Source organism: Cellulomonas humilata, assembly GCF_013359775.1.
Lineage (GTDB): Bacteria > Actinomycetota > Actinomycetes > Actinomycetales > Cellulomonadaceae > Cellulomonas > Cellulomonas humilata.
In genome coordinates this window covers 49,889-72,297 of sequence record NZ_JABMCI010000071.1, presented here as the reverse complement: position 1 = coordinate 72,297, position 22,409 = coordinate 49,889, and the positions used below count along the sequence as shown (strand labels likewise).

Sequence of the window (22,409 nt, the reverse complement as noted above, 5' to 3'; positions counted from 1 at the left end):
GACCGGTCCCGGACACGCGTCTTGCAATGGCAGGATGCACCCCATGGCGTTGACGGCACAGGTGAAGGACGAGCTCGCCCGGCTGAAGGTGGACAAGACGTCCTCACGGAAGGCCGAGGTCTCGGCCACTCTGAGGTTCGCGGGGGGCCTGCACATCATCTCCGGCCGGATCGTCATCGAGGCGGAGCTGGACACGGGCATCGCGGCTCGTCGGCTCCGGCAGGCGATCTCCGAGGTGTACGGGCACGAGAGCGAGATCATCGTCGTGTCGGGCGGCGGCCTGCGCCGGGGGAGCCGGTACGTGGTCCGCGTGGTCAAGGACGGCGAGTCCCTCGCGCGCCAGACGGGCCTCCTGGACAACCGTGGGCGACCGGTCCGCGGTCTGCCGCCGCAGGTGGTGTCGGCCGGGGTCGCGGAGGCGGAGTCCGCCTGGCGCGGCGCGTTCCTCGCGCACGGCTCGCTCACCGAGCCCGGCCGGTCGTCGGCCCTCGAGGTCACATGCCCCGGTCCCGAGGCGGCGCTCGCCCTCGTGGGTGCGGCGAGACGTCTGGGGATCGCCGCCAAGGCGCGCGAGGTGCGCGGCATCGACCGCGTCGTCATCCGGGACGGCGACGCGATCAGCGCGATGCTGGCTCGGCTCGGTGCGCACGAGACCATGCTCGTCTGGGAGGAGCGCCGCGTCCGGCGCGAGGTCCGCGGGACCGCCAACCGGCTGGCCAACTTCGACGATGCCAACCTGCGCCGGTCCGCCCGCGCGGCGGTGGCAGCCGGCGCACGCGTCGAGCGGGCGTTCGAGATCCTCGGCGACGAGCTCCCGGAGCACCTGCGCGAGGCCGGCGAGCTGCGCCTGGCGCACAAGGAGGCGTCCCTCGAGGAGCTCGGCAAGCTCGCCGTGCCGACCCTCACCAAGGACGCCGTGGCCGGCCGGATCCGCCGCCTGCTGGCCACCGCCGACAAGCGCGCCGCCGAGCTCGGCATCCCCGACACCGAGGCCGGCCTGAGCCCTGACCTCCTCGACCTCTGACGTCCGGCCTGACCTGGGGCATCATGGTCGACGGCGTCTCATCAGGGACCTTCGTCACCGCGTGAGCCTGGTCACTGGTATAGGGTTCATGTCATCCGAACGTCACACGACGGTCATGTGTTGGGCACGAGAATTCGCCTATGCCGCCGACGTCCGGAGCGCACAGCGGCGTGCGTGACCCCATCACCAAAATGTGTGCGCCGGCCCCTCGTCGGCGCTGCCGAGGAGGGCAAGTGACCATCCGCGTCGGTATCAACGGCTTCGGCCGTATCGGGCGTAACTTCTACCGGGCCATCCTGGCTTCCGGTGCCGACATCGAGATCGTCGGCGTGAACGACCTCACGGACAACAAGACGCTCGCGCACCTGCTCAAGTACGACACCGTGCTGGGCCGGTTCCCGTTGAGCGTCGACTTCGACGACGAGAACATCATCGTCGACGGCAAGAAGATCCGTGCGCTCGAAGAGCGGGACCCGGCGAAGCTGCCGTGGGCCGAGCTCGGTGCGGACATCGTCATCGAGTCGACCGGCTTCTTCACGGACGCCACCAAGGCCAAGGCTCACCTCGAGGCCGGCGCCAAGAAGGTCATCATCTCCGCCCCGGCGAAGAACGAGGACGGCACGTTCGTCGTCGGTGTCAACCACACCGACTACGACGCCGCGACGCAGCACATCATCTCCAACGCGTCGTGCACCACGAACTGCCTCGCCCCGGTGGCCAAGGCGCTCAACGACTCGATCGGCATCGAGCGCGGTCTCATGACCACGATCCACGCCTACACGGGTGACCAGAACCTGCAGGACGGCCCCCACAAGGACCTCCGTCGTGCGCGCGCCGCGGCGCAGAACATCGTCCCGACCTCGACCGGTGCGGCCAAGGCCGTGGCGCTCGTGCTCCCGGAGCTCAAGGGCAAGCTCGACGGCTTCGCGCTGCGCGTCCCCGTCATCACGGGCTCGGCCACGGACCTGACGTTCACGGCCTCGCGTGAGGTCACCGTCGAGGAGGTCAACGCTGCGGTCAAGGCCGCCGCGGACGGCCCGCTCAAGGGCATCCTCGAGTACGTCGAGGACGAGATCGTGTCGAGCGACATCGTCACCAACCCGCACCAGAGCATCTTCGACTCCAAGCTCACCAAGGTGAGCGGCGACCTGGTCAAGATCATCGCCTGGTACGACAACGAGTGGGGCTACTCGAACAGCCTCGTCGCCCTCACGTCGTACGTCGGCGAGCGTCTCTGACGCTCACGTCGTCCCACGAGTGACGGTCATGCGTCCGCGTGCGCCCCGGCCCCTCGGCCCCGGCGCACGCGGACGCAGCCATGTCTGCCCCCGCTCGATCGAAGGTAGGAATCCATGAAGACCATCGAGGACCTCGGTGACCTGCGCGGCAAGCGCGTCCTGGTCCGCTCCGACTTCAACGTGCCGCTCGACGGCACGACCATCACGGACGACGGCCGCGTGCGCGCGGCGCTCCCGACGCTCCAGGCGCTCCTGTCCGCCGGTGCCCGTGTCGTCGTGATGGCGCACCTCGGCCGCCCCAAGGGCGCGCCCGAGGACAAGTACTCGCTCAAGCCGGTCGCGGACCGGCTCTCCGAGCTGCTCGGGCAGCCGGTCGCGCTGGCCACCGACGTCGTCGGCGACTCGGCCAAGGCGACCGTCGCCGCGCTCCAGGACGGCGAGATCGCGCTGCTCGAGAACATCCGGTTCGACCCGCGTGAGACGTCCAAGGTCGACGCCGAGCGCGCCGAGCTGGCGGGGGAGCTGGCCGGCCTTGCTGATGTCTTCGTGTCCGACGGCTTCGGCGTCGTGCACCGCAAGCAGGCGTCCGTGTACGACGTCGCGCTGGTGCTCCCGCACGCGGTCGGCAAGCTCGTCCTCAAGGAGGTCGCGTCGCTGCGCAAGGCGACCGACGACCCGGCGCGGCCCTACGTGGTCGTGCTCGGTGGCTCCAAGGTGTCGGACAAGCTCGGCGTGATCGCCAACCTGATCACCAAGGCGGACCGCCTGCTCATCGGTGGCGGCATGCTCTTCACGTTCCTCGCGGCCAAGGGCTACTCGGTGGGCAACTCGCTCCTCGAGGAGGACCAGGTCGAGACCGTCAAGGGCTACCTCGCGCAGGCGGAGGCTGCCGGCGTCGAGATCGTGCTGCCGACGGACATCGTCGTCGCCGACGAGTTCAAGGCCGACTCCCCGGCGCAGGTCGTCGCGGCCGACGCCATCCCGGACGGCAAGATCGGCCTGGACATCGGTCCCGACTCCAGCGCGCTGTTCGCGAGCAAGATCGTGGACGCCAAGACCATCGTCTGGAACGGTCCGGCGGGCGTCTTCGAGTTCGAGGCGTTCTCCGGCGGCACGCGTGCCGTCGCGCAGGCGCTGGTCGACGCCGGCACGAACGGTGGCTTCACGATCGTCGGTGGTGGCGACTCCGCCGCGGCCGTGCGCACGCTCGGCTTCGACGAGGCCGGGTTCGGACACATCTCGACCGGTGGTGGCGCGAGCCTCGAGTTCCTCGAGGGCAAGACGCTCCCCGGTATCGCGGTTCTGGAGGACTGAGCGTTGACCACTCGCACCCCGCTGATGGCGGGCAACTGGAAGATGAACCTGGACCACCACCAGGCCACGCACACCGTGCAGAAGCTCGCGTGGACGCTCAAGGACGCCCGCCACGACTTCGCGGCCGTCGAGGTCTGTGTGCTGCCGCCCTTCACCGACCTGCGCAGCGTGCAGACGCTGGTCGACGCGGACAAGCTGGAGCTCGTCTACGGCGCGCAGGACGTCTCGGCGCACGCGTCGGGCGCCTACACCGGCGAGATCTCGCCGCTGTTCCTGGCCAAGCTCGGCGTCACGTACGTCGCGGTCGGTCACTCGGAGCGTCGTGAGTACCACAACGAGTCCGACGAGCTCATCAACGCCAAGGTGAAGTCGGCGCTCGGCGCGGGGATCATCCCGATCCTGTGCGTCGGAGAGGTGCTCGACGTCCGCAAGGCCGGCGAGCACGTTCCGCACACGCTCGCACAGCTGGACGGCGCGCTCGCCGGCCTCACGGCCGAGCAGGTCAAGACGATCGTCGTGGCCTACGAGCCCGTCTGGGCCATCGGCACGGGCGAGACGGCGACCCCCGAGGACGCCCAGGAGCTGGCGGCCGCCATCCGGACGCGCATCGGCGAGCTCTACGACGCCGAGACGGCCGACGCGGTCCGCGTGCTCTACGGCGGCTCGGTGAAGTCGTCCAACGTCGCGTCGATCATGGCGAAGCCCGACGTCGACGGCGCGCTCGTCGGTGGCGCGAGCCTGGACCCCGAGGAGTTCGCCGCGATCGCGCGGTACAAGTCGCACGCTGTGGGTCTCTGAAACCGGAGCCGGCAGGTCGCCTGGTCCATCAGGCGACCTGCCCGGCCACGGTGGTGGCTTATCGCCCCACTCGTCGCCTACCCTGTACCGCGGTCCACCGCAGCGTCGCTGGCTCTACCGCCGTCGACGTGCCCGCCCAGTAAGGAACTGACACCGACGTGACTGGCCTTCGTATCGCCCTCCAGGTGCTGCTGGTGCTGACCAGCCTCCTGCTCATCCCGCTCGTCCTGCTGCACAAGGGCAAGGGTGGCGGCCTCTCCGACATGTTCGGTGGCGGCATCACGAGCAGCGCGGGGAGCTCCGGCGTGGCGGAGCGGAACCTGAACCGCATCACGATCGGGACCGCGCTCGTGTGGACCGCGATCATCATCCTGCTCGGTCTCATCGAGCGCACGGTCTGAGGGGTAGGCGATGGCGAGCGGGAGTGCGATCAGGGGGTCGCGAGTCGGCGCCGGCCCGATGGGCGAGGCCGAGCGTGGGGACACCGCTCCACGGATCTGGGTGTCGTACTGGTGCGCGAACGGCCACGAGACCCGGCCCAGCTTCGCCGAGGAGGCCGCTCTCGAGGCTCCGGCGACGTGGGACTGCCCGCGCTGCGGGTTCCCCGCCGGGCAGGACCAGGAGAACCCCCCGTCTCCGTCCAAGAACGAGCCGTACAAGACGCACCTGGCCTACGTGAAGGAGCGGCGGTCCGACGAGGACGGCGCCGCGATCCTGGACGAGGCCCTCGCTGCGCTCCGCGCCAAGCGCGGCGGCTGAGCCTGCCGCTGCGGTGAGTGGCGAGAGCCCTCAGCACGACCTGCCGGCCGAGACACCGGTCCTCTCCGTGATGCTCGCCGTGCCGGACGCCGGCGCGGCGGCGCGCTGGTACGCCCAGGCTGTCGGCGCCACCACGCTGTGGGACCTGGGGAGCGTGGTCGGCCTCAGCATCGCCGGCGCGCCGTTCTTCCTCGGCCAGCCCGAGGGCAACGGATGGGACACCCCGGCCGGGCTGGGCGGTCGCACCGTCCGCGTGGAGATCTTCGTCGACGACCCCGACCGGTTGATCGCCCGCGCGGTCGCCGCCGGCGCCGACGGCAGCGTCGACGAGATCCGCGACCACGAGTCGCCGTGGGGCACGCACCGGCAGGGCGGGTTCATCGACCCGTTCGGCCACCTGTGGCTGGTCGGGGACCGGTCGCCCCTGGCAGCGCACCCCGACCGCTGAGCACTCTCGCGGTCGAGAGACCGCCTATCCGCGCACCCGGAGCAGAGCGAAGCCGTCGTAGCCCTTGCTGCCGACCGTCTGCACGACCGTGGCGTCGTACCTCGGGTGGTCGGTGAGCAGCTCGACCATCCTGCGGACGCCCTGCACCCGCTCGTCGGTGTGGTCCGCGTCCAGCACGGCACCGCCCCGGACGACGTTGTCGACGACGACCAGCGAGCCCGGGTGCGTCAGCTCCAGGGTCTGCTCGAGGTAGCGGGGGATCGACTGCTTGTCGGCGTCGATGAACACGAGGTCGTAGGGGTCGGTGCCGTCCGCGATCAGCCCGTCCAGCGTGTCCGCGGCCGGACCGACGAGGACGTCCACCAGGGCATCGACGCCCGCCTGCGTGAGCGAGTCGGTGGCGATGCGCGCGTGCTCAGGGTCGATCTCGAGGGTGGTGAGCCGGCCGTCCGCCGGCAGGGCCCGGGCGAGCCACAGGGTGCTGTAGCCGCCGAGCGTGCCGATCTCGAGGATCCGCCGGGCTCCGGCCGTCTGGGCGAGCAGGTGCAGGAGCTTGCCCTGGTTGGGCGCGACAGCGATGTCGGGCAGTCCACCGGCCGTAGCCGCGTGCCGCGTCTCGACCAGGGCGACGTCCTCCGGCGCGAGGGCGGCGAAGTAGTGGTCGACCTGCGTCCAGAGCTCGCTGGGCGCCTGCGGGGCCGCGGGGAACGCCGCGGCGGTGGTGGAGATCGCCGACGGCGTCCCGAGGCGCTCGGTGGCGGCGATGTCCACCAGCCAGAGCGTCCGCTCGGTGCCCAGGGCGCCCGCCGCCGGAGTCGTCGCGACCGGGGCCCCACGGAGCGCCGAAGCGACGGCGTCGGCCTTCTCCGCGCCGGACGCCACCACCCACACCTCGCGGGCGGAGCGGATCGCGTCGAACGTGAGGGAGACCCGCTCCGGGGGCGGCTTGGGGGAGCCGTGCACGCCGACCGTGGCGCGGCCAGTGACCTCGAGCGCGTCGTGGCCCGGGAAGAGGGAGGCGACGTGACCGTCGGGACCCATGCCGAGCAGGACCACGTCGAACGCCGGCGAGCCCGCTGCGCCCAGCTCCTGCGCGTACGCGTCGGCGGACGCCTCGGGCGTCGACACGTCCTCGGTGCGCGCCGGCATCGGGTGGACGTTCTCGGCCGGCAGGGCGTCCCCCAGCGCGTCGAGAAGGGCGTCGCGGGCCTGGGTCTCGTTGCGGTCGGGGTCATCCTCGGCCAGGAACCGCTCGTCGCCCCACCACAGGTGCACGCCCGACCAGTCGACCGCGTCGCGCACCGGGCTGGCGGCGACGGCCGCGAGGGACGCGATGCCGACCGTGCCGCCGGTGAGGACCACGTGGACGGGGGAGCGGTGCGACTGCACGTCGACCAGGTGCGTGAGCAGGCGGGCCGCGACGGACTCGGCCAGCACCCGGGCGTCCGGGTGGACCACCACGTCGCGGTTCACGCGTCGATCCTCGCGAGGCCCTTCTGCAGCACCTCGCCGTAGACCTCGTCCGCGTCGAGCCGGCGCAGCTCCTCCGCCAGGCACTCCCGCAGCTGGCGGATGGGCAGGGCGATGCGGTGCTCGGGCTGGTCGGGCTGGCGCAGGGCCGCCGTCTTGCCGTCCGGTCGGTCGAGCACGATGTCGCCCGACGAGCGCTCCAGGCGCACCTGCGTGATCGCGGGGGCGTCCTTGATGCGCTCGATCTCCACCGGGCAGCGCAGCGCGTACGCGAGCCACGCCGCCATGAGGTCCACGGACGGGTGCGTGCTCTCGCCCACGACGACGGCCTTGTGCACGGGCTCGAAGGGCGGCTGGTCGAGCGTCGCCGCGATGAGCCCGCGCCAGAGCGTGGCGCGCGTCCAGGCCAGGTCGGTGTTGCCCGGCGCGTGCTCGGCGGCCAGCTTGCGGAGCGCGGCGTTCGGGCGGGTGACCTGCGTCGAGTCGGTGATCCGCCGTGCGGCCATCCTGCCGATCGGGTGCTCGGCGACGTTGTCGGGGATCTCGTACGGCCACCACGCGACGATCGGCGCATCCGGGAGCAGCAGCGGGATCACCAGGGTGTCCAGGTGACGCTCCAGCTGGCCGGACGGGCGCAGCACGAGGACCTCGCTGGCACCCGCGTCGCCGCCGAGCCGGATCTGGGCGTCGAGGTTGGATGCACGGTCCGCCGCGTCGTTGGCGATGACGATGACGCGACAGGGGTGCTCGCGGCTGGCGTCGTTGGCCGCGTCGATCGCCTCGTCGGGGTCGCGGTCGCCCACGGGGATGATGAGGGTCAGCACGCGACCGAGGGCGATCGCGCCGCCCTCGTCGCGCTCCTTGAGGAGCCGCTTGTTGATGTCCCTGGTGGTCGTTCCAGGCATCTCGATGATCATGGCCGCCTCCAGGCTCGTCCGTCGCGGGCCATCATCTTGTCCGCCGACTCCGGTCCCCACGTGCCGGACCGGTACTCGTCAGGCTTGCCCTGCTTGGCCCAGTAGGCCGTGATCGGGTCGAGCACCTTCCAGGACAGCTCGACCTCCTCGTGCCGCGGGAACAGCGGCGGGTCGCCCAGCAGGACGTCCAGGATGAGCCGCTCGTAGGCCTCCGGGGAGGACTCCGTGAACGCGTGGCCGTACCCGAAGTCCATGGTGACGTCGCGCACCTCCATGGCCGTGCCGGGCACCTTGGCGCCGAACCGCAGCGTCACGCCCTCGTCGGGCTGCACGCGGATGACCAGGGCGTTCTTGCCCAGCTCCTCCGTGGCGGTCGACTCGAACGGGAGGTGCGGAGCGCGCTTGAAGACCACGGCGATCTCCGTGACGCGACGGCCCAGGCGCTTGCCGGTGCGCAGGTAGAACGGCACCCCGGCCCAGCGGCGGTTGTCGATGTCGACGCGGATCGCGGCGAACGTCTCGGTGGTGGACTCCGGGTTGAAGCCCTCCTCCTCGAGGTAGCCGACGACCTTCTCGCCGCCCTGCCACCCGGCCGCGTACTGCCCGCGGGCGGTGTGCTTGCCGATGTCGCGCGGGAGCTTGACCGCCGAGAGGACCTTGATCTTCTCCGCCCGCAGACCCTCGGCCTCGAACGACGCGGGCTCCTCCATCGCGGTCAGAGCGAGCAGCTGCATGAGGTGGTTCTGGATGACGTCCCGGGCCGCACCGATGCCGTCGTAGTACCCCGCGCGCCCGCCGATGCCGATGTCCTCGGCCATGGTGATCTGGACGTGGTCCACGTAGTTGGCGTTCCAGATGGGCTCGTACAGCTGGTTGGCGAAGCGCAGCGCCAGCAGGTTCTGCACCGTCTCCTTGCCCAGGTAGTGGTCGATCCGGAAGATGTCGTCGGGCCGGAAGACGTCCGACACGATGTCGTTGAGCTCGCGGGCGCTGGCCAGGTCGTGCCCGAACGGCTTCTCGATGACGACGCGCCGCCAGGTGTCCCCGGACGGCTGCGAGAGGCCTGAGCGGGCGAGCTGCTTGCAGACCACCGGGAAGGAGCTGGGCGGGACCGAGAGGTAGAACGCGTGGTTGCCGCCGGTCCCGCGGGACACGTCGAGCTCCTCGACGGTGTCGCGCAGCCGGTCGAACGCGTCGTCGTCGTCGAAGGTGCCCTGGACGAACCGGATGCCCTCGGACAGCTGGCGCCACGTGGCCTCACGGAAGGGGGTCCGGGCGTGCTCCTTGACCGAGTCGTGCACGATCTGCGCGAAGTCCTGCGTCGCCCAGTCGCGGCGGGCGAACCCCGTCAGCGCGAAGCCGGGCGGGAGCAGACCGCGGTTGGTCAGGTCGTACACGGCCGGCATCAGCTTCTTGCGCGCGAGGTCGCCCGTGACACCGAAGATCACGAGGCCGCACGGGCCGGCGATCCGGGGGAGGCGGCGGTCGCGCGGGTCGCGCAGCGGGTTGTGGCCCGCGGACACCTTGCTCGGGCTCACCTGGCGACCCCGGCCTCGTTCTGCTGTGCAGCACCCGTGAGGCCGTCCGAGACGGTGCTCAGGAGCTCACCCCAGCTCGCGGTGAACTTGTCCACGCCCTCGACCTCCAGCTGCTCGGTGACCTCGTCGATGTCGATGCCCAGGTCCCGCAGCCCGGCGATGACGGACTCCGATCCCTGGTGCGTTCCGGTGACCGTGTCGTGGGCGTCGCCGCCGTGGTCCGCGACCGCGTTGAGCGTGGCCTCGGGCATCGTGTTGACGACACCGGCCACGACCAGCTCGTCGACGTAGAGCGTGTCGGGGTACGCCTTGTCCTTGACGCCCGTCGAGGCCCAGAGCGGCCGCTGCGGGTGCGCACCGGCGCTCGCGAGTGCCGCCCAGCGGTCGCCCGCGACGACCTTGCGGTAGAGGTCGTAGGCGAGCCGGGCGTTCGCGATCGCCGCCTTGCCGCGCAGGGCCGCGGCCTGGGGAGTGCCGATCGCGTCGAGCCGGGGGTCGATCGCCGCGTCGACCCGCGAGACGAAGAACGACGCCACCGAGGCGATGGGTGCCAGGTCGTGCCCGTTCGCCCGCGCCTCCTCCAGGCCGCTCTGGAACGCGTCGAGGACCGCGCCGTACCGCTCGAGCGAGAAGATGAGGGTGACGTTCACGCTGATCCCCTCGGCGAGCACCGCGGTGATGGCCGGCAGCCCTTCGAGGGTGGCCGGGATCTTGATGAAGACGTTCGGGCGGTCGACCGTCGACCACAGCGACTTCGCCGACGCGATCGTCCCGTCGGTGTCCTTGGCCAGGCGCGGGTCGACCTCGATCGACACGCGGCCGTCCACGCCGTCCGTGGCGTCGTAGACCGGCCGCAGGACGTCGGCAGCCTGCCGGACGTCGTCCGTGGTGATCCGGAAGACGGCCGCATCGACGTCGGCGCCGTCCGCGGCGAGCTCGCACAGCTGCTCGTCGTAGGCGTCGCCCTTCGAGAGCGCGCTGGCGAAGATGGACGGGTTCGTGGTCACCCCGACCACGCCCTTGTCCGCCACCAGGTCGGCGAGGTTCCCCGTGCGCAGACGTTCGCGCGAGAGGTCGTCCAGCCAGATCGCGACGCCGGCCTCGGCCAGCCGTGCCAGAGGGGTGCTGCTCGGTGCCATGTCGATCCCCTTCTCCCGCTCGCCGGCCCCGGTCGTGACCGGGGCCGGCGGGCCCGTTCAGACTCAGACCTGCTGGTCGCCCGTCAGCCCCACGTTCTCGGGCAGACCGGCGCTGCTCGCGGGGCCCTCGCCGCCGCGTGCTGCCGCGATCGACTCGTGCGCCGCCGCGACGACCGCCTCGGGCGTGAACCCGAACTCGCGGAAGAGCGTGTCGGCGTCGGCCGACGCTCCGTAGTGCTCGATCGAGACCGAGCGGCCGGCGTCGCCGACGAGCTTGTGCCACGACAGCGCGATGCCGGCCTCGACCGAGACGCGCGCCTTCACCGACGAGGGCAGCACTGACTGCCGGTAGTCCTCGTCCTGCTCGGCGAACCACTCGAGCGACGGGGCGGACACCACGCGGGTGGCCACGCCGGCTGCCTCGAGCGTCTCGCGCGCCGCGACGGCGAGCTGGACCTCGGACCCGGTGCCGACGAGGATGACGTCGGGCGTGCCGGAGCTCGCTTCGAGCAGCACGTAGGCGCCGCGGGCGACACCCTCGGTCGTCGCGAACCCGTCCTCGCCGCGCGGGAACGTCGGGACGTTCTGGCGCGTGAGGATGAGGCCGACCGGGCCGTCGGTGTGCGCGAGGATCGCACCCCACGCGGCCGCGGTCTCGTTGGCGTCGGCCGGCCGCACGATGGTCAGACCGGGGATGGCGCGGACGGCGGCGAGGTGCTCGATCGGCTGGTGCGTCGGGCCGTCCTCGCCCAGACCGATGGAGTCGTGCGTCCACACGTAGATCGCCGGCACGCCCATGAGCGAGGCCAGACGGACGGAGCCGCGCATGTAGTCGCTGAACGTGAAGAACGTCCCGCCGTACGGCCGGGTCAGGCCGTGCAGGCGGATGCCCGACAGGATCGCGCCCATGGCGTGCTCGCGGATGCCGAAGTGCAGCGTCCGGCCGAACTCGTCCCCGGCGAACTCGTGCGTCGAGCGTTTGGCGGGGATGAAGGACGGCTCGCCCTTCATGGTCGTGTTGTTGGAGCCGGCCAGGTCGGCCGAGCCGCCCCAGAGCTCGGGCAGCACGGGCGCCAGCGCGCTGAGCACCTCACCGGAGGCCGCGCGTGTGGCGACGGCCTTGCCCGCGGGGAAGACCGGGAGCGAGTCGGACCAGCCGTCGGGCAGGTCTCCTGCGACCAGCCTGTCCAGGAGTGCCGCGTTCTCGGGGTTGGCGGTGCGCCAGGCGTCGAACGCGCTCTGCCACTCGGCCTTGACCGGCGCCGTGCGGGCCGAGAGCCCGCGGGTGTGGGCGATGACCTCGGGGTCGACCTCGAAGGTCTTGTCCGGGTCGAAGCCGAGCAGCTCCTTGAGCCCGCGGATGGCGTCCCCGCCCAGCTTGGAGCCGTGCGACGAGTGGTCGTTCGTCTTGGTCGGCGTGGGCCAGGCGATCAGGGTGCGCAGCCCGATGAAGGACGGGCGGTCGGTGACGGCCTTGGCGGCCTCGATCGCGGCGTGCAGGGCGTCGACGTCCTCCTGGTAGCCGTCCGGGCCACCGGTCCAGTCGACGAACTGCACGTGCCAGCCGTACGCCGCGTAGCGCGCGACGACGTCCTCGGTGAACGCGATCTCGGTGTCGCCCTCGATCGAGATGTGGTTGTCGTCCCACACCACGATGAGGTTGCCCAGCTCCTGCGTGCCCGCGATGGACGAGGCCTCGGAGGTCACGCCCTCCTGGAGGTCACCGTCGGACGCGATCACGTACACGAAGTGGTCGAACGGGCTGGTGCCCGGCGCCGCCTCGGGGTCGAGCAGGCCGCGCTCGCGCCGGGCCGCCATGGCGAACCCGACCGCCGACGCCAGGCCCTGGCCGAGGGGACCGGTGGTGATCTCCACGCCGGTGGTGTGCTTGTACTCCGGGTGACCCGGGGTCTTCGAGCTCCACGTGCGCAGCGCCTCCAGGTCCTCGAGCTCCAGGCCGAAGCCGGCGAGGTAGAGCTGGATGTACTGGGTCAGGCTCGAGTGGCCGGCGGACAGGACGAACCTGTCGCGGCCGAGCCAGTGGGGGTCGGCCGGGTCGTGCCGCAGCACGTTCTGGTAGAGCAGGTAGGCCGCGGGAGCGAGGCTGATCGCCGTCCCGGGGTGGCCGTTGCCGACCTTCTCGACCGCGTCGGCGGCCAGGACACGCACCGTGTCCACCGCCCGCAGGTCGACGTCGGTCCAACCGACCGTCTGGGCCAAGGGAGCCTTCGCGTTCACCGCACCTCATTTCCACCCGAGCAAGGGGGCCGGGTGTCGTGTCGAACGAGATCGACATCCGCGTCGGGATGCCGGGCAAGGTGGGACGTCGCGCCGTCGCGGCGGTCGTCGGACCGTGCGTTCCGACCTTATAGCGCACCTGGGTGAGGGCGCCGGGCGTGACCATCCCGGGGAGCGGAGCGACCGATCTCACACGCCAGGCCGCACGGATCCACGGCCCCGCGTCGCGCCTCCGCCCAGGCGCAGGCCGTAGCATGGCTGCGCGACCCACCCCGCTTGGAACAGGAACGGAACCGCAGCGCGTGCGCCTCAGCAGCCCCCTGTCAGTCGATGACGCCGGAGCGTCCTCCGCGTCGACCCCTGGGCCTGCTGACACCCTCGTCACCGTCGCGCCGAGCGGCCCGCTCGCCCGGCTGCGCAGGACCGTCGGGCCGTACGTCGCGCTGACCAAGCCCCGGGTGATCGAGCTGCTCCTCGTCACCACGCTGCCGACGATGATCCTGGCGCAGGGCGGGTTCCCCAGCCTCGGGCTCGTCGTCGCGACGCTCGTCGGCGGTGCCGCCGCGGCAGGTTCGGCCAACGTGCTGAACTGCTACCTCGACCGCGACATCGACAAGATCATGAACCGCACCAAGCGGCGGCCGATCGTCACCGGGGAGGTCTCGCCGCGGGCGGCCCTGATCTTCGGGATCGCGCTGGGCGTCCTCTCGCTCGCGTGGCTTGCCGTCATGGTGAACCCGGCGTCGGCCTGGCTCACCGCTGCGGCGATCCTCATCTACGTCGTCGGCTACACCATGATCCTCAAGCGCCGCACGCCGCAGAACATCGTGTGGGGCGGTGCGGCCGGGTGCATGCCCGTGCTCATCGGCTGGTCCGCGGTCACCGGTGGCGTCTCGTGGACGGCCGCGCTGCTGTTCGGGGTCATCTTCTTCTGGACGCCGCCGCACTACTGGCCGCTGTCCATGAAGTTCCGCAAGGACTACGCCGCGGCGGGCGTCCCGATGCTCCCGGTCGTGGCCAAGGACACCCGGGTCGCGCGCGAGATGATCGCCTACACGATCGCGATGATCGCCTGCTCGCTCCTGCTGGTCCCCGTGCAGGGCATGACCTGGGTGTACGGCGTCGTCGCCCTCGGTCTCGGGCTCTGGTTCCTCTGGTCGTGCATCGGCCTGCTGCGCCGCGCTGAGCACCCGGAGTCGGGCAAGCTGCACGCGATGCGCGTGTTCCACGCGTCGATCACCTACCTCACGCTGCTGTCCGTCGCGATCGCGGTGGACGTGTTCCTGCCCCTCTGAGCGTGACTGTCACCGCGATCGACTCGGCGCTGGAGCTGTACCTCGCCCACCTCACCGTCGAGCGGGGTCTGTCCACCAACACGCTGCTGGCCTACCGCCGTGACCTGACCCGGTACACGGCCTTCCTCGACTCCCGCGGGTACCGCGAGCCGGCCGAGGTCGCCGAGCTCGACGTCGAGGACTTCCTGCTCGCCGTCCGCACGGGGTCCGACGGGCGCACCGCGCTGTCCGCCTCGTCGGCGGCCCGGATCGTCGTGGCGGTCCGCGGCTGGCACAAGTTCCTGCTGCTCGACGGCGTCACCGGCCTCGACCCCGCCCGCGCCGTGAAGCCCCCCGCCCAGCCGAAGCGCCTGCCGAAGGCGATCTCCGTCGGGGACGTCGAGCGCCTGCTGGACGCCGCCGGGCTCGGCGACGGCCCGGTGCCGCTGCGGGACCGGGCGCTCCTCGAGCTGGTCTACGGGACCGGTGCGCGCATCTCCGAGGCGGTCGGCCTGGATGTCGACGACCTCGACCGGACCCCGGGGCGCGCGTCCGTGCGGCTGTTCGGCAAGGGCAGCAAGGAGCGCGTCGTGCCGCTGGGCTCGTTCGCGCTCGACGCCGTCGAGGCGTACCTGGTCCGGTCGCGCCCGGCGCTGGCCGTGGGGAGCAGGGGCGGCTCCCCGGGGGTCTTCCTCAACACGCGGGGTGCCCGGCTCAGTCGGCAGAGCGCGTGGGCGGTGCTACGGGTGGCCGCGCAGCGCGCGGGACTGGCGGGCGCGGAGCACATCTCGCCGCACACCCTGCGGCACTCGTTCGCCACGCACCTGCTGGCCGGGGGAGCGGACGTGCGGGTGGTCCAGGAGCTGCTCGGTCACGCGTCGGTGACGACGACGCAGATCTACACGATGGTCACGGCGGACACGCTGCGTGAGGTCTATGCGGCGTCGCACCCGCGGGCACGATGAGCGTCTCGCGTGCGTCGGACTGTCGCGCGGTCATCGGCGGCCGTGCTCCGGTAGGTTGTCCCGCGTGGTGAGCCAGCAGACGACCGACCCGCAGCTCGACGCCGTCGGGCGGCCGATGCCCGTGTTCCCCGAGCCTCCGCCGCTCGCGTCGCACGGTCCGGCGCGAGTGATCGCGTTGTGCAACCAGAAGGGTGGCGTCGGCAAGACGACGACGACCATCAACCTGGCCGCTGCGCTGGCCGAGTACGGGCGCAAGGTGCTCATCGTCGACTTCGACCCGCAGGGCGCCGCGTCCGTCGGCCTCGGGATCAGCCCGCACGAGCTCGATCGCACGGTCTACAACCTGCTCATGGAGCGGGACGCGGACATCCGCTCGATCATCCAGCACACCGCGACGCCCGGTCTGGACCTGCTCCCCGCCAACATCGACCTGTCCGCCGCCGAGGTGCAGCTGGTGGGCGAGGTGGCGCGCGAGTCCGTGCTGGCCCGGGTGCTGCGCCCGATCCTCGACGACTACGACGTCGTGATGATCGACTGCCAGCCGTCCCTCGGGCTGCTCACGGTCAACGCCCTCACCGCCGCGCACGGCGTGCTCATCCCGCTGGAGTGCGAGTTCTTCGCCCTGCGCGGTGTCGCGCTCCTCGTGGAGACCATCGAGAAGGTGCGCGACCGGCTCAACCCGCGGCTCGAGGTCGACGGCATCGTCGCGACGATGTACGACCCCCGCACCCTGCACGCGCGGGAGGTCGTCGCCCGGGTCAGCGAGGCGTTCGGCGACAACCTGCTGCACACGGTCATCAGCCGCACGGTGAAGTTCCCCGACGCCACCGTCGCCGCCGAGCCGATCACGACGTACGCCCCGACGCACTCCGGTGCAGCGGCCTACCGTCAGCTGGCACGTGAGCTCGTCGCCCGTGGCGACGCCGCCTGACGAGCGCGCGGTCCCGCCCGAGCAGCCCACACCCGGTGGGTCGATGTCGGCCGCGCCCGTGGGCACCCAGGCCTTCGAGGTCCATCTCACCAACTTCAGCGGCCCGTTCGATCTGCTGCTCGGCCTGATCGCCAAGCACAAGCTCGACATCACCGAGGTTGCGCTGGCGCAGGTCACCGACGAGTTCATCGCCCACATCCGGGGCGCCGAGAAGCAGTGGGACCTCGGCCAGGCCAGCGAGTTCCTGGTGATCGCCGCGACGCTCCTGGACCTCAAGGCCGCGCGGCTGCTGCCGTCGGCCGACGTGGAGGACGCGGAGGACCTGGAGCTGCTCGAGGCCCGCGACCTGCTCTTCGCGCGCCTGCTCCAGTACCGCGCGTACAAGCTGGTCGCGGCGGACCTGGCGGAGCGGTTCGCCACCGAGGGGCGCCGGTTCCCGCGCCTCGTCAGCCTGGAGCCGCACCTGGCCGCCCTGCTGCCCGAGCTGATCTGGCAGATCGGCCCCGAACAGCTGGCGGCTCTGGCGGCGAAGGCCGAGCAGCCGAAGGCGGCGCCGCCCGGCGTCGACATCAGCCACCTGCACGCCCCCGCGGTGAGCGTCCGCGAGCAGGCCGCCGTCCTGGTGGACCGGCTGCGGCACGGCGGGTCCATGTCGTTCCGAGCGCTGACGGCCGACGCCGGCGCGACGGTGGTCGTGGTGGCCCGCTTCCTCGCCCTGCTGGAGCTGTTCCGGGAGGGTGCGGTCGCGTTCGACCAGGTCACCCCGCTGGGCGAGCTGACCGTGCGGTGGACCGGCGCCGAGGACGGCGAGATCGAGGTGTCCGACGACTTCGACACGCTGGACACGACACTCGACGAGGAGCTTGCCCGCGACGGGGCACCCGAGGAGGACGCATGAGCGAGCAGACGGTTCCGCTGGACGAGTCAGAGACGGCCGCAGCCGATGAGCTGGCCTTCGACGTCGACGACCTGCCCGGGGGCGCGCTGGCCGCGCTCGAGGCGGTGCTCATGGTCGCCGACGAGCCCATCCCGGCCGTCCGGCTGGCGACCGTGCTCGCGCTGCCGACCTCGCGCGTCGAGGCGCTCCTGGACGAGCTGGCGCGCGAGTACCGCGGCGAGACCGGGGGCCGCCCTCGCGGGTTCGAGGTGCGACGGGCCGGCGACGGCTGGCGCGTCTACTCGGCGCCCGTGTACGCGGACGTCGTCGGGCGGTTCGTCCTGGAGGGACAGACCGCACGGCTCACGCAGGCCGCGCTCGAGACGCTCGCCGTCATCGCGTACCGGCAGCCCGTGACCCGCGGGCAGGTCTCCGCCGTGCGCGGCGTGAACGTCGACGGCGTCGTACGCACCCTGACGACGCGCGGTCTGGTGGCCGAGGTGGGCACCGATCCGTCCAGCGGTGCGGTGCTCTACCAGACCACGGGATACTTCTTGGAGCGGATGGGGCTGTCCAGCCTGGACGAGATGCCTCCGCTCGCGCCCTACCTTCCTGACATCGACTCCTTCGAGGGTGTCGATCAGGCGATCGGAGACAGCAGATGAGCCCGCAGGAACGACGGTCAGGGGGCGCCGGCTCCTCCGGTGGTCAGTCCGGCGGCGGACGGAGCGGCGGCTCCGGTGCACCGCGCGGCAGCGGCGGGTCCGGCGCGAGCCGCGGCGGCAGCGCCGGCGGATACCGGGGTGGGAGCTCCGGCGCCTCCGGTGGCGGCGGCTACCGCGGGGCCGGCGGCGGCGAGGGCTACCGCGGGGGCAGCACCGGCGGCGCACGCGGCGGCAGCTCCGACGGGTACCGCGGCGCCGGCACCGGGGGTGGGTCGCGAGACGGCGGCGGCTACCGCGGCGGTCAGAGCGGCGGCGGGTCGCGCGACGGTGGCGGCTACCGCGGCGGTTCCGGTGGTGACTCGCGTGACAGCGGGGGCTACCGCGGCGGTTCCGGTGGTGACTCGCGTGACAGCGGGGGCTACCGCGGCGGCTCGGGTGGTGACTCGCGTGACAGCGGGGGCTACCGCGGCAGTTCCGGTGGCGACTCTCGCGACAGCGGGCGCTCCCGGGGTGCCGACTCGCGCGGCAGTGCCGAGGGCTACCGCGGTGGAGCCTCAGCGGGCGGCAGCGCCCGTGGGGCTACGGGCGGAGCGTCGCGCGGCGGGCCGAGCTCGTCCTCGCGCGGCGGCGCACCCCGTCCCAAGAGCGGTAGCGGCTACCCGCGCAGCGGTGGGACCGGGCGTCCTCGCACCGACGGGGCGTCGAGCCGGCCCAAGAAGCCGAGCCGCACCCCCGAGGTGACGATCGACGTCCACGACCCCGACGGCGTGCGCCTGCAGAAGGTGCTCGCGGCGGCGGGCCTCGGCTCGCGGCGGTCGTGCGAGGACCTCATCTCGGCGGGCCGCGTGACGGTCGACGGCAACAAGGTGCTCGAGCTCGGTGTGCGCGTGGACCCGCTCACGGCGGTCATCCACGTCGACGGCATGCGCGTGCAGCTCGACTCGTCGATCATCACCATCGCGCTGAACAAGCCCAAGGGCGTGGTCTCGACCATGCACGACCCCGAGGGCCGGCCGTCGATCGGGCAGTTCGTCTCCGACCGCGAGGAGCGGCTGTTCCACGTCGGCCGCCTGGACGCCGAGACCGAGGGCCTGATCCTGCTGACCAACGACGGGGACCTGGCCAACCGCCTGTCCCACCCGTCGCACGGCGTCACCAAGGTCTACCTGGTCCAGCTGGAGGGGCGCGTCACGCCCTCGCTCGGTGCACGGCTGATCAAGGGCGTGGAGCTCGAGGACGGCCTGGCCAAGGTGGACAAGTTCCAGATCGTCCAGACCACCCCGCAGGCCAGCCTGGTGGAGATCGAGCTGCACGAGGGCCGCAACCGCATCGTGCGTCGCATCTTCGACGAGGTCGGCTACCCGGTCACGCAGCTGGTCCGCACGCAGATCGGCCCGATCCGTCTGGGCGACCTGAAGCCGGGTCGCACGCGCGTGCTCTCGAAGACCGAGGTGGGCTCCCTGATGACACGGGTGGGCATGTGACGCTGGCGACGCGAGGCCCGGTGCGGATCGTCGGCACCGGGCTGCTGGGCACGTCGGTGGGGCTCGCGCTCGCCACCCACGGCGTGGACGTCGTCCTGCACGACCCGTCGCGCACGGCCCTGGCGCTCGCGCGCGACGTGGGCGCCGGCCGGCCGGCGGGCCCGGACGACGCCCCGCCGACCCTGATCGTCGTCGCCGCGCCGCCCGACGTCACGGCGGACGTGGTCCGAGCCGAGCTCGCGGCGTACCCCGACGCGGTCGTCACCGACGTGGCGAGCGTCAAGGGCTACGTGCTGGCGGAGCTCAAGGCCGCCGGCGCGGACCTCACGCGGTACGTCGGCTCCCACCCCATGGCGGGCCGCGAGCGCTCCGGACCGTCCGCCGCGGTGCCGGACCTGTTCCTCGGGCGGCCGTGGGTGATCGCCGACTCGGGCACGTCGAGCCCCGACGCGGTGCTGGCCGTGCGCTCGCTCGCCGTCGACCTGGGCGCGGTGCCTGTGACGATGGACGCCGACGCGCACGACGCCGCGGTCGCCGCGGTCTCCCACGTGCCGCAGGTCGCCGCGAGCCTCGTCGCCGCGCGCCTGCGGGCGACCGACGAGGCTGCGTTGGGCCTCGCCGGGCAGGGCCTGCGCGACGTCACGCGCCTCGCGGCCTCCGACCCGGCGCTGTGGACCTCGATCCTCGCCGCGAACGCGTCGGCCGTGCGCGACGTCCTGGTGGAGCTGCGCACGGACCTCGACACCGTGATCGACGCGCTGCGCCAGGCCGCCGCGGCGGACGGTCCGGAGACGATCGAGCTGGGCGCGCTCGCCACCTTGGCCCAGGCGATCGCCGACGGGAACGCCGGCGTCGCGCGGATCCCCGGCAAGCACGGCGGCGCGCAGCGGACCTACGGCGTCGTCACCGTCCTGGTGCCCGACGCCCCGGGGGAGCTGGCGCGGCTGCTCACCGAGGTGGGCGAGGCCGGCGTGAACCTGGAGGACCTGCACCTCGAGCACGCGGCCGGCCGACCGGTCGGCATGGCGGAGATCTCGGTGCTGCCCGGCAGCGTGGAGCACCTCGAGGCGGAGCTGACGGCCCGCGGATGGAGACTGGTGAGTTGAGCAGGGCGATGGTCGTGGCGATCGACGGACCCTCGGGTTCCGGGAAGTCGAGCGTCTCGCGGGGCGTGGCGAGCGCGCTGGGGCTGGCGTACCTCGACACAGGCGCGATGTATCGCGCGGCGACGTGGTGGTGCCTGCACCAGGGGGTTCCGCTCACCGACACCGCAGCGGTGGCCGCGCAGGTGCGGGGGCTTCCGCTGGTCATGGGGACGGACCCGGCAGCACCGACCGTCCACGTCGGTGGGATCGACGTCGGCGAGGCGATCCGGGAGACCGCGATCTCGTCGGCGGTCAGCGCGGTGGCGACCAACCTCGAGGTCCGTGCCGAGCTCGGCCGGCTCCAGCGGGTGGCCATCGACGAGGCACGCGAGCGCACGGGGATCGTCGCCGAGGGGCGGGACATCACGACCGTCGTCGCGCCGGACGCGGACGTGCGCGTGCTGCTGACCGCCACCGAGGACGCGCGGCTGGCGCGGCGCGCGCGCGACGTGCACGGCTCCGACGACGCCGCCGCGGTCGAGGCGACGCGCGACCAGGTGCTGCGTCGCGACGCCGACGACTCGACGGTGGTGCAGTTCCACGTCGCTGCCGACGGCGTGGTCACCGTCGACTCCTCGCACCTCGACTTCGACCAGACCGTGCAGGCCGTGCTCGACGTCGTCGAGTCGGTCGTCGGCCCTCGGTCGTGAGCACCACCGTGGGCCCGTCCGAGAGCGGCCCGCGCTGGGCGCGCTGGATCGGCCGGTTCCTGGCGCGCGTCGTCTGGAACACCGAGGTCGTCGGCTCCCACCTGGTGCCCACGGACGGGCCGGTCCTGTTCGCCGCGAACCACACCGGCATCATCGACGGCCCGATCGTGCTCGGCGTGTCCCCCCGGCCGTCGCACATGCTGGTCAAGTCGGAGATGTTCTGGGGTCCGGTCGGCTCGGTGCTGCGCGCCGCGGGGCAGATCCCGGTCGAGCACGACGGCGGACGCTCCGCGCTGAACAACGCGCTGGTCGTGCTGCGGCGCGGGGGTGTCGTCGGCGTGTTCCCCGAGGGCAACCGTGGCAAGGGGGATGCGGCCAGCGCCCGCGCCGGGATCACCTGGCTCGCCCTCAACGCGCATGCGCCGGTGGTGCCGGTGGCCGTGCTCGGCACCCGTCGGACGGGGGAGTCGGTGGGCCACGTCCCCGGTCTGCGGCGTCGGCTCGCCATCGAGTTCGGGGCGCCGCTCGTCCTGGAGCGCGCCGCGGGGACGTCCGGCCGGGTGGCCCTGGAGAACGCCAACGAGGCGATCCGCATCGCGCTGGCGCAGCTGGTCGACGGCGCGGTCGTCCGCACCGGCCTGGCGCTGCCCACCGACGACCCGAACCGCGAGGGCCCGTCGCGATGACGCCCTGGGAGTGGGACCGGTCGCTGTTCGCCGGCACCGCCCGGCACTACGTCGTCGGCCGCCTGCCGTACCCGCCGGAGCTGGCGGACGCGCTGCGGGACGCGCTCGGCCTGGACGGCACGGGCCGTCTGCTCGACGTCGGCTGCGGACCTGGCTCGCTGACGCTGCTGCTGGCACCCCTGTACTCGGCATCCGTCGGGGTGGACCCGGACTCGGACATGCTGGCCGAGGCGGCCCGCGCCGCGGGCTCGGCACCGGTGCAGTGGCGGCAGCTGCGCGCCGAGGACCTGCCTGCCGACCTCGGCACCTTCCGCACCGTCGTGTTCGCCCAGTCCTTCCACTGGATGGACCAGCCCCTCGTCGCCGAGCGCGTCCGCCCGATGCTCGCCGCCGGCGGTGTGTGGGTGCACGTGGCGGCGATGACCCATCGCGGGCTCGACGGCGATCTCCCGCTCCCGCACCCGCCCTGGGACCGGATCGACCAGCTCGTCGTGGACTACCTCGGTCCCGTCCGCCGTGCGGGGTGCGGGGTCCTGCCCGAGGGGACGCGCGGAGGCGAGGAGGACGTGATGCGCGCGGCGGGCTACCGGGGACCGGAGCGGCTGGTGGTCCCGCGGGGCGAGGTGGTCGAGCGGACCACCGACGACGTGGTCGCGGCCGTCCTGTCCCTGTCGAGCTCAGCCCCGCACCTGTTCGGCGACCGGTTCGTCGCCTTCGAGCGGGACCTGCGCGAGCTGCTCGGCGGGGGCCCGTTCGCCGAGCGGGCGCGCGACGTGACGGCTGTGATCTGGCGGCCGTGACCGGGCTCTCGCGCTGGTAGTCGTCCTGCGGTCGGTGCGCAGGGGACAA

22 protein-coding genes are annotated in these 22,409 nt (G+C 72.4%); 17 read left to right on the top strand and 5 right to left on the bottom strand.

Annotation, left to right across the window (positions count from 1 at the left end):
* Positions 1-43: 43 nt before the first annotated feature.
* From whiA to HP550_RS20550, 7 genes are all read left to right on the top strand, one after another.
* Entirely contained in the window at positions 44-1,024 is a 981-nt protein-coding gene (gene whiA, locus HP550_RS20580; RefSeq protein ID WP_056094552.1) for a DNA-binding protein WhiA, read from the top strand.
* Positions 1,025-1,257: 233 nt separating this feature from the next.
* Positions 1,258-2,262 (top strand): type I glyceraldehyde-3-phosphate dehydrogenase, encoded by a 1,005-nt coding sequence (gene gap / locus HP550_RS20575; protein ID WP_056094555.1) that lies wholly within the window; start codon positions 1,258-1,260, stop codon positions 2,260-2,262.
* Between the two features lie 114 nt (positions 2,263-2,376).
* Complete coding sequence (locus tag HP550_RS20570; RefSeq protein WP_175349557.1) at positions 2,377-3,576, top strand: phosphoglycerate kinase; 1,200 nt, start codon at positions 2,377-2,379, stop codon at positions 3,574-3,576.
* A 3-nt stretch (positions 3,577-3,579) separates the two neighbouring features.
* A complete protein-coding gene (gene tpiA / locus HP550_RS20565; RefSeq protein ID WP_175349556.1) occupies positions 3,580-4,374 on the top strand; it encodes a triose-phosphate isomerase in 795 nt (264 codons plus the stop codon).
* 158 nt (positions 4,375-4,532) lie between these two features.
* Entirely contained in the window at positions 4,533-4,775 is a 243-nt protein-coding gene (gene secG, locus HP550_RS20560; RefSeq protein ID WP_175349555.1) for a preprotein translocase subunit SecG, read from the top strand.
* 10 nt (positions 4,776-4,785) lie between these two features.
* Complete coding sequence (locus HP550_RS20555) at positions 4,786-5,133, top strand: RNA polymerase-binding protein RbpA (protein ID WP_175349554.1); 348 nt, start codon at positions 4,786-4,788, stop codon at positions 5,131-5,133.
* Between the two features lie 13 nt (positions 5,134-5,146).
* On the top strand, positions 5,147-5,581 hold the full coding sequence (locus tag HP550_RS20550) for a VOC family protein (RefSeq protein WP_175349553.1): 435 nt from the start codon (positions 5,147-5,149) through the stop codon (positions 5,579-5,581).
* A 24-nt stretch (positions 5,582-5,605) separates the two neighbouring features.
* Here HP550_RS20550 and pgl read toward each other — a convergent pair whose 3' ends face one another.
* From pgl to tkt, 5 genes are all read right to left on the bottom strand, one after another.
* Positions 5,606-7,054, bottom strand: a complete 1,449-nt coding sequence (gene pgl / locus HP550_RS23150; RefSeq protein ID WP_175349552.1) for a 6-phosphogluconolactonase — start codon at positions 7,052-7,054, stop codon at positions 5,606-5,608.
* Positions 7,051-7,968, bottom strand: coding sequence for a glucose-6-phosphate dehydrogenase assembly protein OpcA (locus HP550_RS22565; protein ID WP_175349551.1), 918 nt, complete (start codon positions 7,966-7,968; stop codon positions 7,051-7,053). The genes pgl and HP550_RS22565 overlap by 4 nt, the downstream gene beginning before the upstream one ends.
* On the bottom strand, positions 7,965-9,506 hold the full coding sequence (gene zwf, locus HP550_RS20535; RefSeq protein ID WP_175349550.1) for a glucose-6-phosphate dehydrogenase: 1,542 nt from the start codon (positions 9,504-9,506) through the stop codon (positions 7,965-7,967). Before zwf ends, HP550_RS22565 begins: the two co-directional genes overlap by 4 nt.
* Complete coding sequence (tal, locus tag HP550_RS20530) at positions 9,503-10,645, bottom strand: transaldolase (protein WP_175349549.1); 1,143 nt, start codon at positions 10,643-10,645, stop codon at positions 9,503-9,505. Before tal ends, zwf begins: the two co-directional genes overlap by 4 nt.
* A 63-nt stretch (positions 10,646-10,708) precedes the next feature.
* Positions 10,709-12,883 (bottom strand): transketolase, encoded by a 2,175-nt coding sequence (gene tkt, locus HP550_RS20525; RefSeq protein WP_175349548.1) that lies wholly within the window; start codon positions 12,881-12,883, stop codon positions 10,709-10,711.
* 302 nt (positions 12,884-13,185) lie between these two features.
* On the opposite strand from tkt, the gene HP550_RS20520 reads away from it, so the two are divergent.
* The 10 genes from HP550_RS20520 (at position 13,186) to HP550_RS20475 (ending at position 22,360) form a co-directional block, all read left to right on the top strand.
* Entirely contained in the window at positions 13,186-14,178 is a 993-nt protein-coding gene (locus tag HP550_RS20520; RefSeq protein ID WP_425484469.1) for a heme o synthase, read from the top strand.
* A gap of 2 nt (positions 14,179-14,180) precedes the next feature.
* Positions 14,181-15,122, top strand: coding sequence for a site-specific tyrosine recombinase XerD (locus HP550_RS20515; RefSeq protein ID WP_343048298.1), 942 nt, complete (start codon positions 14,181-14,183; stop codon positions 15,120-15,122).
* Between the two features lie 115 nt (positions 15,123-15,237).
* Positions 15,238-16,053: a ParA family protein gene (locus tag HP550_RS20510; RefSeq protein ID WP_210768369.1), complete on the top strand. Its 816-nt coding sequence runs from the start codon at positions 15,238-15,240 to the stop codon at positions 16,051-16,053.
* The gene (locus HP550_RS20505; RefSeq protein ID WP_425484468.1) at positions 16,022-16,951 is read left to right on the top strand and encodes a segregation and condensation protein A; all 930 of its coding nucleotides are present in this window, start codon (positions 16,022-16,024) and stop codon (positions 16,949-16,951) included. The genes HP550_RS20510 and HP550_RS20505 overlap by 32 nt, the downstream gene beginning before the upstream one ends.
* The gene (gene scpB / locus HP550_RS20500; RefSeq protein ID WP_175349545.1) at positions 16,948-17,595 is read left to right on the top strand and encodes an SMC-Scp complex subunit ScpB; all 648 of its coding nucleotides are present in this window, start codon (positions 16,948-16,950) and stop codon (positions 17,593-17,595) included. The genes HP550_RS20505 and scpB overlap by 4 nt, the downstream gene beginning before the upstream one ends.
* A complete protein-coding gene (locus HP550_RS23145; RefSeq protein WP_343048297.1) occupies positions 17,592-19,079 on the top strand; it encodes a pseudouridine synthase in 1,488 nt (495 codons plus the stop codon). The genes scpB and HP550_RS23145 overlap by 4 nt, the downstream gene beginning before the upstream one ends.
* Positions 19,076-20,185, top strand: a complete 1,110-nt coding sequence (locus tag HP550_RS20490; RefSeq protein WP_175349544.1) for a prephenate dehydrogenase — start codon at positions 19,076-19,078, stop codon at positions 20,183-20,185. The genes HP550_RS23145 and HP550_RS20490 overlap by 4 nt, the downstream gene beginning before the upstream one ends.
* The gene (gene cmk / locus HP550_RS20485) at positions 20,167-20,874 is read left to right on the top strand and encodes a (d)CMP kinase (RefSeq protein WP_175349543.1); all 708 of its coding nucleotides are present in this window, start codon (positions 20,167-20,169) and stop codon (positions 20,872-20,874) included. Before HP550_RS20490 ends, cmk begins: the two co-directional genes overlap by 19 nt.
* The gene (locus tag HP550_RS20480; protein WP_175349542.1) at positions 20,871-21,560 is read left to right on the top strand and encodes a 1-acyl-sn-glycerol-3-phosphate acyltransferase; all 690 of its coding nucleotides are present in this window, start codon (positions 20,871-20,873) and stop codon (positions 21,558-21,560) included. Before cmk ends, HP550_RS20480 begins: the two co-directional genes overlap by 4 nt.
* Entirely contained in the window at positions 21,557-22,360 is an 804-nt protein-coding gene (locus tag HP550_RS20475; RefSeq protein ID WP_175349541.1) for a class I SAM-dependent methyltransferase, read from the top strand. The genes HP550_RS20480 and HP550_RS20475 overlap by 4 nt, the downstream gene beginning before the upstream one ends.
* The last annotated feature ends 49 nt before the right edge of the window (positions 22,361-22,409 follow it).